This is a genomic window from Burkholderia sp. THE68, assembly GCF_009938265.1.
Taxonomy (GTDB): Bacteria; Pseudomonadota; Gammaproteobacteria; order Burkholderiales; family Burkholderiaceae; genus Caballeronia.
Genome location: NZ_AP022315.1, coordinates 1187647 through 1200664, shown reverse-complemented (window position 1 = coordinate 1200664; position 13018 = coordinate 1187647). Strand labels below are relative to the sequence as shown.

Annotated in this window: 12 protein-coding genes; 7 read left to right on the top strand and 5 right to left on the bottom strand. The window is 63.7% G+C overall.

Annotated features, from left to right (window positions below; translation table 11 throughout):
- Positions 1–153: 153 nt before the first annotated feature.
- From BTHE68_RS05680 to BTHE68_RS05665, 4 genes are all read left to right on the top strand, one after another.
- Positions 154–1539, top strand: a complete 1386-nt coding sequence (locus BTHE68_RS05680) for a DUF2252 domain-containing protein (RefSeq protein WP_162065506.1) — start codon at positions 154–156, stop codon at positions 1537–1539.
- 169 nt (positions 1540–1708) lie between these two features.
- Positions 1709–2149 (top strand): large conductance mechanosensitive channel protein MscL, encoded by a 441-nt coding sequence (gene mscL, locus BTHE68_RS05675; RefSeq protein ID WP_162065505.1) that lies wholly within the window; start codon positions 1709–1711, stop codon positions 2147–2149.
- 321 nt (positions 2150–2470) lie between these two features.
- Positions 2471–2962 (top strand): hypothetical protein, encoded by a 492-nt coding sequence (locus BTHE68_RS05670; RefSeq protein ID WP_061149898.1) that lies wholly within the window; start codon positions 2471–2473, stop codon positions 2960–2962.
- A 220-nt stretch (positions 2963–3182) separates the two neighbouring features.
- A complete protein-coding gene (locus BTHE68_RS05665) occupies positions 3183–3389 on the top strand; it encodes a dodecin (RefSeq protein ID WP_162065504.1) in 207 nt (68 codons plus the stop codon).
- Positions 3390–3472: 83 nt separating this feature from the next.
- Here BTHE68_RS05665 and BTHE68_RS05660 read toward each other — a convergent pair whose 3' ends face one another.
- The 4 genes from BTHE68_RS05660 to BTHE68_RS05645 form a co-directional block, all read right to left on the bottom strand.
- Complete coding sequence (locus BTHE68_RS05660) at positions 3473–4558, bottom strand: BMP family ABC transporter substrate-binding protein (protein ID WP_162065503.1); 1086 nt, start codon at positions 4556–4558, stop codon at positions 3473–3475.
- Positions 4559–4666: 108 nt separating this feature from the next.
- The gene (locus BTHE68_RS05655; RefSeq protein ID WP_162065502.1) at positions 4667–5596 is read right to left on the bottom strand and encodes an ABC transporter permease; all 930 of its coding nucleotides are present in this window, start codon (positions 5594–5596) and stop codon (positions 4667–4669) included.
- A 13-nt stretch (positions 5597–5609) separates the two neighbouring features.
- Entirely contained in the window at positions 5610–6716 is a 1107-nt protein-coding gene (locus BTHE68_RS05650) for an ABC transporter permease (RefSeq protein ID WP_162065501.1), read from the bottom strand.
- Positions 6717–6720: 4 nt separating this feature from the next.
- A complete protein-coding gene (locus BTHE68_RS05645) occupies positions 6721–8295 on the bottom strand; it encodes an ABC transporter ATP-binding protein (protein ID WP_162065500.1) in 1575 nt (524 codons plus the stop codon).
- A 272-nt stretch (positions 8296–8567) separates the two neighbouring features.
- Between BTHE68_RS05645 and BTHE68_RS05640 the strand changes: the two genes are divergently transcribed.
- The gene (locus BTHE68_RS05640) at positions 8568–9500 is read left to right on the top strand and encodes a LysR substrate-binding domain-containing protein (protein ID WP_162065499.1); all 933 of its coding nucleotides are present in this window, start codon (positions 8568–8570) and stop codon (positions 9498–9500) included.
- 37 nt (positions 9501–9537) lie between these two features.
- Here BTHE68_RS05640 and BTHE68_RS05635 read toward each other — a convergent pair whose 3' ends face one another.
- On the bottom strand, positions 9538–10896 hold the full coding sequence (locus BTHE68_RS05635; protein WP_162065498.1) for an 8-oxoguanine deaminase: 1359 nt from the start codon (positions 10894–10896) through the stop codon (positions 9538–9540).
- Between the two features lie 485 nt (positions 10897–11381).
- On the opposite strand from BTHE68_RS05635, the gene uraH reads away from it, so the two are divergent.
- Together uraH and BTHE68_RS05625 are read left to right on the top strand one after the other, a co-directional pair.
- Positions 11382–11735: a hydroxyisourate hydrolase gene (gene uraH / locus BTHE68_RS05630; protein ID WP_162065497.1), complete on the top strand. Its 354-nt coding sequence runs from the start codon at positions 11382–11384 to the stop codon at positions 11733–11735.
- 66 nt (positions 11736–11801) lie between these two features.
- Positions 11802–12995, top strand: a complete 1194-nt coding sequence (locus tag BTHE68_RS05625; RefSeq protein WP_162065496.1) for a urate hydroxylase PuuD — start codon at positions 11802–11804, stop codon at positions 12993–12995.
- The last annotated feature ends 23 nt before the right edge of the window (positions 12996–13018 follow it).

Genomic DNA, 13018 nt, shown 5'->3' with positions numbered 1-13018 from the left:
TGTGCCCGTTTGCCGTATCGGCGCGCGGCCTGTCTTCGGGCCGTCCGACGCGCGGTCGCTTCTCGCCGCCGCGTGCTGCGTGTAAAACGTTCCTGTCGGGAGCGCCGAATGCTCGGGGAACGACCGACGCCCCATCCCGAAGGAGAGCACGCCTTGTCCACCCGCCCCGATTCCGCCTCGACGAATACACAGATCAACGGCACGGCCGAAGAGAGCCGCGCCGCTGGCCGCGCGCTGCGCGACGCCGTTCCGTTCGACGCACACGGCGCGTGGGCGCCCGAGCCCGATCGCCCCGATCCCGTCGAGCGCGTGCTCGCCGGCAACGCGGGCCGGCAGGAGCGGCTGATCCCGTTGCGCATGCAGCGCATGGCCGAGTCGCCGTTCGCGTTCCTGCGCGGCTCCGCGACCGTGATGGCGTGGGATCTGGCGAAGTCGCCGTCGATGGGGCACAACGTGATCATCGACGGCGACGCGCACATCAATAACTTCGGCCTGTTTCGCACGCCGCGCCAGGACGTCGTGTTCGACCTGAACGATTTCGACGAAACGCTGGTCGGCCCGTGGGAATGGGACCTCAAGCGCCTGACCGCGAGCATCAACGTCGCGGCGCGCGAAAACGGCGTCGACTCGGCCGGGCGCGAGCGCGCGGTGCGCTCGGCGTGCGCCGCGTATCGCACGACGATGGCCAGCCTGTGGCAAGTGAGCCCCTACGATCTGTGGCAGATGCGCTCCTACGCGAGCGCGCTGCACATGGACGCGCCCACCCCGCTCGACGCCGACGAAAAGGCGACCATCGAGAAAACGGTCGAGCGTGCGATGAAACGTTCGCACGCGACCATGCTCGCTAAAGTCGCGGAGCCGGCGGGCAAGAGCTATCGCTTCAAGGTCGATCCGCCGATTCTCACGAAGCTCGACGGCGCCGAGAAAAATCATGTAATCGATGGACTGAAAGCGTATCTGCAGACCATCGCGGGCGAATGGCGCATGATGCTCGAACGGTACGACGTCGTGGATGTCGCGCATCGCGTGGTCGGCGTGGGGAGCGTCGGCACGCGCGCGTATCTCGTGCTGATGCTCGGCCGCGCGCTCGGCGACCCGCTTTTCATGCAGGTGAAGGAAGGCATCGTGCCCGCCGCCGCGCCCTTCGTGCCGGCGCTACCGGAGCCGTATCGGCATCAGGGACGGCGCGTCGTGCATGGGCAACGGCTCATGCAGAATTCATCGGACGCGCTGCTCGGCTGGACGACCATCTCCGGACGCGATTTCTACGTACGCCAGATGAAACAGATTCGCGGCTCGATTCCCGTCGACTGGCTGCATGGCGCCACCTTTGATTTCTACGCGTGGTGCCTCGGCCTGCTGCTCGCCCGCGCCCACGCGCGCACGGGCGACGCCGCGCTCATCGCGGGCTACTGCGGCAATTCGGACCGGCTCGACGCGGCCTTCGCGATGTGGGCCGAGCGCTACGGCGCGCAGACGGTCGCGGACCACGCCGCCTTCTGTGCCGCGATCACCGTGGGCCGCGTGCCCGCAACGTGATGCCGTTTTTTAGGCGCGCGGGCGTCACGCGGTCGAATTGACTATCATTGTCGGGGCGCCCGCCGATGAAACGCGCCGTGCTGCACGTTTCGCGGGCGCTTCAATGGCATATCCCTTGCTGCCGCTGTAGCCCGCACAACCGTCTAACTCAAACTGGAGGAAGCCGCGCATGAGCATGATTGAGGAATTCAAGAACTTCGCCCTCAAGGGCAACGTCATGGACCTCGCGGTCGGTGTCATCATCGGCGGCGCTTTTTCGACGATCGTGAACTCCATCGTCAAGGATTTGATCATGCCGGTGGTCGGGCTCGCGACGGGCGGTCTCGATTTTTCGAATCTGTTCGTAAAACTCGGGCAGATACCGCCAACCTTCAAAGGCAATCCCGATTCCTACAAGGATTTGCAGACCGCGGGCGTGGCGGTGTTCGGCTACGGCTCGTTCATCACCGTGCTGATCAACTTCATCATCCTTGCGTTCATCATCTTTCTGATGGTCAAGTTCATCAACAATCTGCGCAAGCCGGCCGAAGCCGCACCCCCCGCGACCCCGGAAGACGTGCTGCTGCTGCGCGAGATTCGCGACGAACTCAAGAAGTCCCCGCGCGTCTAGCCGGGCAAACCCCCGCGCGGGCCGTGGAACCCGCGCGGTGTTGGGTAGGTCTGCCCTGTAGCACCCCACACCGTTGGTGCCCCCACCCGCATTTTTCTTTACGAAAGCTGCTCGCGCGGGGAAGAGCAGGACTATTATTGAGACAGATGCTCTGAGAGATGCCAAGCGGGCCGCCAAACGGTCATCGGCATGAATCGTGCGCCATGGATGTGCGCTGGCACTTTTGCCGGTCAACCATCGAATCGTCCGATTCACCGTGACCTAATCACATCGATGCGCTATAAAAGATCGACGTGCGGCGCGCAAGACGGGAGTGGCCGCATGAGGACGCTGCGTTTCTTGCAATTCTTTTTCAGGCGAGTTTTTATGTCCTTCCCGAAAAAGCGTAAACGCGTGAAGGCCGATGGCGACGAGTCTTTTCTCGCCGTGCTGCGGCATTTCAAGCCATTCGGTCAGTTAGACACGAAGATTGCCCGTGCTCGCGCTCAGGATGAGCCGGTTCTGTACGCGCACGTTCTGCCGGGGCTCGATGTCCTGCTGTGCAGCGTGCGCGGCGCACAGCCGCCGTATCCGGCCATCGACGAGCTGCACAGGCGCTGTGTCGAATCGATCACCAATGCGCTCGAGCAGCCGCTCGATGGTCTGGAGAACGGCGGTTACTGGTACGAGGCGAACGGTTTCGGTTTCCTCGTATTCGCGAGCCGCGCCCGCGCGCAGATTCTGAGCGAATTCGGCGCGACGGTTTCCGCGCGCAGACGTCGCGGCACGCGCCGCCAGGACGCGGGCGACGCCGCCTCGCGGCCGCTGCGCTGATCTTTTCCTGATCTTCCCCGTTCTGCACCGATGTGTGCGGGTCTCATCCACGAGGCCCGCGCATTGTCGCGCGCGCTGGCGCGCTTCGCGCAAACCCCCACTACTCGTGCGCGCTTTCCTGTCCTTTAATGGAAGCCACGCGCGAAAGCGTGGCGCGTGCGTTGCTGCACCAGTACTGCGAGCTTCTCGCGACACAACGGGTCACTACAAGGAGAACACCATGTCGGAACACGTCTACAAGCAGATCGAACTCACTGGCTCCTCGCCGACGTCGAGCGACGATGCCGTGCGCGTCGCGCTCGACAAGGCATCGAAGACGCTGCGCAATATGCACTGGTTCGAAGTGGTGGAGACGCGCGGACACATCGAGGATGGCAAGATCCTGCACTGGCAGGTGACGATCAAGGTGGGACTGCGTATCGATTGATGCGTGGCTGCGTCGCATGAAAAAACCGCGCTTCGTTTCGCAACGAAGCGCGGTTTGTCTTTGCGCGGACCGAACGCGCGCGCTTACTTCGGCAACGAGCCGTCGACGCCTTCGACGTACCAGTTGATCCGCTGCAATTCCGGATCCGTGAGCGTCTTGCCCGCCGGCACCTTCTCGGCGCCAGACTGATCCTTGATCGGACCACTGAACACATCCCACTTGCCGGTGTGCAGTTCGTCGCGCTTCGCAGCGACCGCCTGCAGCGCCTTCGCGGGAATCACGCCGTTGTTCAGGTCTTCGAGATCCACGGCTTTTTGCGGAATGCCGAGCCATACCGGATCGTTCTTCCACGTGCCGTCGAGGACCTTGGGAATGACCTCGTTGTAGTACACGCCCCAGTGCGCGACCACCGAGCCCAGATGCGCGCTCGGACCGAACTTCTTCATGTTCGAGTCCCAGCCGAAGGCATAGACCTTCTTCTCGGCGGCGGTGTTGAGCGTCGCGTTGGAATCGGTGTTCTGCAGGAGCACGTCCGCGCCCTGGCCAATCAGCGTTTCGGCCGCCTGCTTTTCCTTGCCCGGATCGAACCAGCTATTGATCCAGATGACCTTCGTGTGGACCTTCGGATTCACCGAGCGCGCGCCCATCGTGTACGCGTTGATGTTGCGCACGACTTCCGGAATCGGCACCGACGCCACGAAGCCGAGCGTGTTCGTCTTCGTCACATAGCCCGCGGCGACGCCGGCCAGATACGCGCCCTGATACATGCGTACGTCATAGGTGCCGAAGTTCTTGGCTTTCTTGAAGCCGGTCGCCGTCAGGAAGATGGTGTCGGGAAAATCCTTCGCCACCTTCAACGCGAAATCCTGATAGCCGAAGCTCGTCGCGAAGATGACCTTGTTGCCCTTGTTCGCGAGATCGCGGAACACGCGCTCCGAGTCCGCGGACTCCGGCACGTTCTCCACGCGCGTGATCTTGATCTTGCTGCCAAACTTTGCTTCGGCTTCCTTGCTGCCGGCGTCGTGCGCGAAGGTCCAGCCCGCATCGCCCGGATTGCCGAGATAGACGAACGCGACGCCCGGCGCGTCCGCCGCGCGCGCGCTCAGCGCGGCGACGGTGGCGGACAGTGCGACCGTCGCGGTGATCGCCTTCAGCCATGGTTTATTCATTGTGATTCTCCTGGTCGATGTTGTGTGTGAAACGGCATTGCAGGCCCGCATCAGTTTGGTCGGTCAAAAATGAGAGCGAAACCACGACGCTGCGCGAGAACAACAGCATCAGCTCGCCGCGAAGAACGGCTTGCCGAGCGATGCGGGCGCGTTGAGCTTGATCGTGTTCGCGTTACGCGAAATGAGCACCAGCACGACGATGGTCGCGATATACGGCAGCATCGCGAGGAACTGCGTCGGCACGGGCACGCCGATCGCCTGCGCGTAGAACTGCAGCGCCATCACCGCGCCGAACAGCAACGCGCCGATCAGGAGGCGCCCCGGCCGCCACGTCGCGAACACGACGAGCGCGAGCGCGATCCAGCCGCGCCCCGACGTCAGTTGTTCCTGCCATACGTGCAGATAGACGATCGAGTAATAGCCGCCCGCGATGCCCGCCATCGCGCCGCCGAAGAGCGTCGCGCCGTAACGCACGCCGACGACCGGAAAACCCACCGAATGTGCCACCGACGGCGATTCGCCCACCGAGCGCAGCACGAGCCCCGCGCGCGTCTTGTAGAGGAACCAGCCGATCACCGCGAACATGATGAACGCGAGATAGCCGAGCGGCGTGAGCGAGAAGATCGCGGGACCGAGCACGGGAATGTTCGCGAGGCCGGGAATCGGCATGACCTCGATGCTCGCACGCACCGCCGCCGACGTGTACGGCTTGCCGATATACGCCGAAAAGCCGATGCCGAAGATCGTCAGCGAGAGGCCGGTCGCGACCTGATTGGCAAGCATCGTGATGGTGAGAAAGCCAAACAGAAGCGCCATCGCGAGCCCGGCGAACACGGACGCGACGATGCCCAGCCACGGATTGCCCGTGATTGCGGTGACGGCGTAGCCCGCGACCGCGCCCATCAGCATCATCCCTTCGACGCCGAGATTCAGTACGCCCGATTTTTCGGCGACGAGTTCGCCCGCGCCAGCGTACATCAGCGGGATCGCGGCGATCACGGCGCTCGAAGCGAGGTTGCCGGCTTGATTGATGTCCATGTTGTCGTGCCTCTTATGCGGCGTGATGCGCGGGCGTCCTGCGCTTGATGCGGTAATTCACGAAGAGATCGCAGCCGAGCAGGCAGAAGAGCAGCAAGCCCTGAAACACGCCCGCGAGCGCCTGCGGCAGTTGCAGCGAGGTCTGCACCGCTTCGCCGCCGAGATACAGCAGCGCCATCAGCAGACTGGCGAGCACGATGCCCACCGGATGCAGCCGCCCCACGAACACGACGATGATCGCGGTGAAGCCGTAGCCCGGCGACCAGCCCGCCTGCAACTGTCCGATGGGACCGGCCACTTCGCCCATGCCGGCCAGCCCCGCGAGGCCGCCGGAGAGCAGCAGCGAGGTCCAGATCGTCTTCTTGTCGGAGAAGCCGGCGTAGCGCGCGGCGAGCGGCGCGAGACCGCCGACGTTCATCCGGAAGCCAGCGAAGCTCTTGCGCATGAAGAGCCACACGCAGGGAATCGCGATCGCCGTCAGAAACACCGACGCGTTGATACGCGTGCCCTTGAGCCAGGTCCAGTGCCAGTCGCCGTAAAGGCGCGGGAACAGCGCGTCGTCGCCGAACATCGCCGAGATCGGGAAGTTCATGCCTTCGGGGTCGCGCCACGGGCCGCTCACGAGGTAGATGAGCAACTGCGTCGCGACGTAGGTGAGCATCAGGCTCGTGAGGATTTCGTTGGTGTTGAAGCGGCTCTTGAGCAGCGCGGGAATCGCCGCCCACAGCATGCCGCCCACGATGCCGCCGAGCATCATCAACGGCAGCGTCCACCAGCCGGACGCATCGCCGGCATGAATCGCGATGCCGCCCGCGACGATGCCGCCGAGCAGCATCTGCCCTTCCGCGCCGATGTTCCACACGTTCGCGCGATAGCCGACCGCGAGCCCAAGCCCGATCAGGCACAGCGGCGACGCTTTGAGCACGAGTTCTGACCAGCCGTTGACGCTTGCAAGCGGCTCGATGAAGAACGCGTGCATCGCGCGCAGCGGGTCCTGCCCGACGAGGCTGAAAATCAGAAAGCCGATGATGAGCGTCGCGACGGCGGCGACCACCGGCACCGCGAGCTGCATGACGCGCGAGGGCGTCGGGCGCGCTTCGAGTCGATAGGGAAAGATCATCTGCTTAGTGCTTCAAGAGAGAGTCGGGTTCGGCAGCGGTCGCAGGCTTGCCTTCGAAAAGGCCGGCCATGAAGAGGCCGACTTCCTCCGCGTTGGTTTCACTCGTCTTGCGCACCGGCGAGAGCTTGCCGCGCGCGATCACGGCGAGCCGGTCGCAGATATCGAACAGTTCTTCCAGCTCTTCGGAAATCACGAGGATCGCGACGCCGCGCGCCGACAGATCGAGCAGTTGCTGGCGGATGAAGCCCGCCGCGCCGACATCGACGCCCCAGGTCGGCTGCGCGACCACGAGCACTTTCGGCTCCTGAAGAATCTCGCGCCCGACGATGAACTTCTGCAGATTGCCGCCCGAGAGGCTTTGCGCGAGCGCGTCGCTGCCGCCGCAGCGCACGTCGAACGATTCGATGCAGCGCTGGGCGAACGCCTTCACCGTGCCCGCCTTGATCCAGCCGCCGCGCACCATGTTCTCGCGATGCGCGGTGAGCAGGCCGTTGTCGGCGAGCGACATCGCGGGAACCGCGCCGCGCCCGAGGCGTTCTTCAGGCACGAACGCGAAACCGAGCCGGCGCCGTCCGCCCGCCGTCAGTCGCGCGGCAGGCTTGCCGCAGATCGATACGGCATCCGTCGCAACGTGCCGGTCGCGAATCTCGCCCGACAGCGCCGCGAGCAGTTCGGCCTGCCCGTTCCCCGAAACGCCCGCGATGCCGAAGATCTCGCCCGCGTGCACCGCGAACGACACGTTCTCCAGCGACGTGCCGAACGGATCCGGACTCACCACGGACAGATTCTTCACCGCGAGCCGCACGTCGCCCGGATTGTGCTCGCGCCGCGTGTAATCGGGCAGCGAATGGCCGACCATCAGTTGCGCGAGCGACGCCTGCGTTTCCTTGCGCGGATCGACGTTGCCGGTCACGCGGCCGCCGCGCATCACGGTGGCGTTTTCGCAGAGCGACTGGATTTCGTCGAGCTTGTGGCTGATGTAGAGAATGCTGCAGCCTTCGGACGCGAGCCGGCGCAGCACCTTGAAGAGTTTCTGGACCGCTTGCGGCGTGAGCACCGAAGTCGGTTCGTCCATGATGAGCAGACGCGGATTCTGCAGCAGACAGCGCACGATTTCCACGCGCTGCCGCTCGCCCACGGTCAGACTGTGCACATGACGCTGCGGATCGACATCGAGGCCATAGTCCTTCGACACTTCGCGGATGCGCTTGCCCAAGGCTTTCATGTCGAACTTCTCGTCGAGCGCGAGCGCGATGTTCTCGGCGACCGTCAGCGTCTCGAAGAGGGAAAAGTGCTGGAACACCATGCCGATGCCGAGCTTGCGCGCGGCGGCCGGGCTGCCGATCTCCACCGCCTCGCCCTGCCAGCGGATCTCGCCTTCATCCGGGCGCACCGCGCCGTAGATGATCTTCATCAGCGTGGACTTGCCCGCCCCGTTCTCGCCGAGCACCGCGTGGATTTCGCCCGGCATGACGACGAGATTCACGCCGTCATTGGCCTTGACGGACGGATATTGCTTGCTGATACCCGACAACGCCAGGCGCGGTGGCGTGGTCGACTTGGAAATGGCGTCGCCCATGAAGATCCAGAAATGCGCCCGGCCACCGAGCAGGCCGGGCTGGAAAAGTTACCGCTCACGAGCGTGAGACACACCGTCATGTCGCACGAACTCATATCGCGGGCAGAATTTACAGAATTCGGAACGCTAAGTCGATAACTCAAAATTAGATGTTGCGCCCCGCCGAGCCATTATTTGCGGGTAAGCCACACCTTGACGAAATTTTCACGACATATTAAAAATGATATGTGGCACCCCCGCATCGATCAGCCAGAACATATAGTGGAGATAACATGAGTCAGCAACGCGAGGCGATCGATACGTATTTATTGCGCGTCTTGCATACCCTCTTGATGGAACGCAGCGTGACCCGCGCGGCCGTCAAACTCAATCAGTCCCAACCCGCCATCAGCGCAGCGTTACGCCGGCTGCGCGACATCACCGGCGACCCGCTCCTCGTGCGCGGCAAGTCCGGCATGGTGCCGACCGAATACGGACTGCGCCTGCTCGAGCCCACGCAGAACGCGCTGCGCGAGATCGAACGCATCAAGGTCCAGCAGCACAACTTCGATCCTTCGACTTCCGTGCGGTGCTATCGCATCGGCTGTCCCGACTATCTGAACGTGCTGTTCGTGCCGACCGTCGTCGAACGCTTTCGTCTGGCCGCGCCGAATGCGACGCTCGAGTTTCATTCGCTTGGGCCTGCGTTCGACTACGAACTCGCGCTCGAGGATGGCAAGCTCGATATCGTCGTCGGCAACTGGCCGGAGCCGCCCGAGCAGTTGCACCTCTCGAACCTGTTCGTCGACAAGATCGTGTGTCTCGTCAGCAATCAGCATCCGTTCGCCAAGCGCGGCGGGCTCACGCTCGATCAGTACCTGAACGCGCCGCATCTCGCGCCAACGCCCTATTCCGTCGGCCAGCGCGGCGCGATCGACGTGCATCTGGCGCGCGAGCGTCTGAAGCGTCATGTCGTCGTTACGCTGCCGTACTTCAATCTCGCGCCTTACGTGCTGATCAAGTCGGATCTGGTCTTCACGACGACGCGGCTCTTCGCCGATCACTACGCGCGGTTTCTGCCGCTCGCGGTCGTGCCCGCGCCGCTCGATTTCCCGCCGATGCAGTATTACCAGCTCTGGCACGAGCGCTGTCATTACTCCGATGAAGTCCGCTGGCTGCGCGGGCTCGTCGGCGAAGCGACGCGGTCGTTGATCGATCAGCCGTGATGCTTCGGACGGGGCGCCTTCGGGCGCCCCGCTTCATTTACGCCCGGTTCGCCAGTTCACCCGCCAGCCGGTTGTGCCGTTCCACCACGGCCCCCAGATCCAGCGTCGTCAGGCGCCCTTCCTTCACGACGACCTTGCCGTCGATCACACTCGTCGATACCTGTGACGGCGCGCAGAACACCAGCGCCGCCACCGGATCGTGCAGCGCGCCCGCGAACGCCGTCTGCGACAGGTCGAACGACACGAAATCCGCCGCCATGCCGGGCGCAAGCGCGCCGATATCATCGCGATTGAGCACCTTCGCTCCGCCGAGCGTTGCAATCTCGAGCGCTTCCCGCGCGGTCATCGCGTCCGGGCCGAAGCCGACGCGCTGCAACAGCAACGCCTGACGCACCTCTGCGACCATCTGCGCACCGTCGTTCGATGCCGACCCGTCCACGCCGATGCCTACCGGCACGCCCGCGTCGCGCATCGCGCGGATCGGCGCGATGCCGGACGCGAGCCGCATGTTCGAGCACGGACAATGCGCGACGCCCGTGCCCGTGCGCGCGAACAGTTCGATGCCCGGTTTGTCGAGCTGCACGCAGTGTGCATGCCACACGTCGTGGCCCACCCAGCCGAGATCCTCGGCATATTCGGCGGGTGTCATGCCGAATTTCTCGCGGCTGTACGCGACATCGTTCACGTTCTCGGCCAGATGCGTATGCAGCGACACGCCGTATTCGCGCGCAAGCAGCGCCGCGTCGCGCATCAATTCGCGGCTTACCGAAAACGGCGAGCACGGCGCGACGACCACGCGCAGCATCGCGTAACGGCCTTCGTCGTGATACGTCTCGATGAGCCGCTGCGAGTCCTTCAGGATCGCGTCTTCCTTCTCGACGACCGAATCCGGCGGCAGCCCGCCATCGCGCTGCCCGACGCTCATGCTGCCGCGCGCCGCGTGAAAACGCATGCCGATCTCGCGCGCCGCCGCGATGCTGTCATCCAGCCGGCTGCCGTTCGGGTAGATATACAAATGGTCGCTCGACGTCGTGCAGCCCGACAGCAGCAATTCGGCCATCGCCGTCTTGGTCGATACGTTGATCATCTCGGGCGTCAGATGCGCCCAGATCTTGTAGAGGTTCGTGAGCCAGCCGAACAGTTCGGCATTCTGCGCGGCGGGAATCGCGCGCGTCAGGCTCTGATACATGTGATGGTGCGTGTTGACGAGGCCCGGAACGACGAGATGGCCGCGCATGTCGAGCACGTCGTCGGCGGTGGGCGGGAGTTCGCTCGTCGGTCCGACCTGGACGATGCGGTTGTCTTCGATATACAAACCGCCGTCGGCAATTTCACGGCGCGCTTCGTCCATCGTGACGAGCATGTGAGCATTCTTGACCAATAGACTGCGTGGCATCGGCTTTCTCTCCAGAGACGTTCAGGGGAACCAGTAAAAGCCCCGGTTACCCAGCGTCTGCCGCCGTCTTCGGGACGCGGCAAGTATCCATAGACTTTGCGCGCATCGCCACTGTCCGTAGCCAAAAAATCGGACGCAATCAGACTGCCGTCATAGTCGTCCTCAGGCAGGCAATATATTCGTGAATTTTGGCGCGGGTAGCATCGGCGGAAGAGCCGTCCGGAAGCCGCCGGAAACGTCCCCGAACCCGTTGCGGCAAGGCTTACGCGCCGCTGTCATGCGTTGGGCATTATCTTTCCTATCGCGGGCGCACAGCGCGTCTCAAATTCCTACAATGCTGTACACGGCGCGCATCTGAAACGCCGACGGGTATGTAGCCACTGACGTGGAGCCTCGATCCGCCGCAGAAGCACCTCAACGCTGGGGTGCCGAATTTCGGATCGATGCGCAAAGCCGGATCTCGCATAACTCAAGGAAACTGCGAAATGGGCAAGCTCACTACCCACGTCCTCGACACCGCGCACGGCCGCCCGGGCGCCAGCATCAAGGTCGAACTGTTCGCGCTCGACGGCGACAGCCGCCGCGCGATCAAGACCATCCACACCAACGACGACGGCCGCGCCGATGCGCCGCTGCTCGAAGGCGCCGATCTCGTACCCGGCGAATACGAACTGGTGTTCCATGCCGGCGATTATTTCGCCGCGTTCGGCGTGAAAGTGCCCGAGCCGCGCTTCGTCGATCGCGTCGTACTGCGCTTCGGCATCGCGGATTCCGGCGCGCACTATCACGTGCCGCTGCTCGTTTCGCCATGGGCCTACAGCACGTATCGCGGAAGCTGAGCGGCAGCTAAAACATACCTATATCGCGCCGTCCCCGCGCATAACGAATCGGTAGTGGAGGAGTACATGGAAGGCTTTGTCACCGACTGGCTCAATCTCGTATTGCGCTGTCTGCACGTCATCGTCGCGATCGCCTGGATCGGCGAATCGTTCTATTTCGTCGCGCTGGACAACAGTTTGAAACCGCCCACCGACCCGAACGCGCGCCGTCGCGGCGTGTTCGGCGATTTCTGGCACGTTCACGGCGGCGGTTTCTATCACATGCAGAAATACTCCGTCGCGCCGCAGGACATGCCGGAGAGCCTGCACTGGTCATTCTGGCCGTCGTACACCACGTGGATGTCGGGCTTCGGCCTCTTCTTCGTGCTGTATCTGATGGCGCCGAGCACCTATCTCATCGACAAGAGCGTGCTCGACATGGGCCCGGTCGTCGCCGTGTCGGCCGCGCTCGGCTTCCTGATGGCCGGCTGGATCGTGTATGACACGCTGTGCCGCGTGCTCGGCACCAACGACAAGCTGCTCGGCATCTGCGTCGGCATCTACGTCCTCATCGCGGCGTTCATCGCGTGCCACGTGTTCGCGGGCCGCGCCGCGTATCTGATCACCGGTGCGATGATCGCGACGATCATGTCGGCCAACGTGTTCTTCGTCATCATTCCGGGCCAGCGCAAGATGGTCGCCGCGATGCTCAAGGGCGAGACGCCGAACGCGATCTACGGCAAGCGAGGCAAGCAGCGCTCCGTGCACAACACGTACTTCACGCTGCCGGTCGTGTTCGCGATGCTGTCGAATCACTACGCGATGACCTACACGCACAAGTACAACTGGCTGATTCTCGTGCTGATCATGCTGGCGGGCGCGCTGATTCGCCAGTTCTTCGTGATGCGCCATCGCGGCCAGGTGCTGTGGTACATGCCGGTCGCGGGTCTCGCGCTGGTGCTCGGCGCGTTCGCGTGGACCATGCCTGCGCCGTCGGTGCCGGTCGCGCAAGCCGCGGGTGCCCCGACCATCAAGGTCTCCGACATCCAGCCGATCATCCAGCAGCGCTGCGCGACGTGCCACTCCGCGCATCCGACGATGATGGGCAGCGCGCCCGCCGGCGTCTTGCTCGATACGCCTGCCGAGATCAAGCAGAACGCGCAGCGCGTGCATCAGCAGGCGGTGACGTTGAAGGCGATGCCGCTCGGCAACGTGACGCAGATGACCGACGCCGAGCGTCAGAAAGTGGCGGCCTGGTTTGCAGGCGGCGCAGTGGACTAAGCTTGCCGTTCAGAATCGAGAAA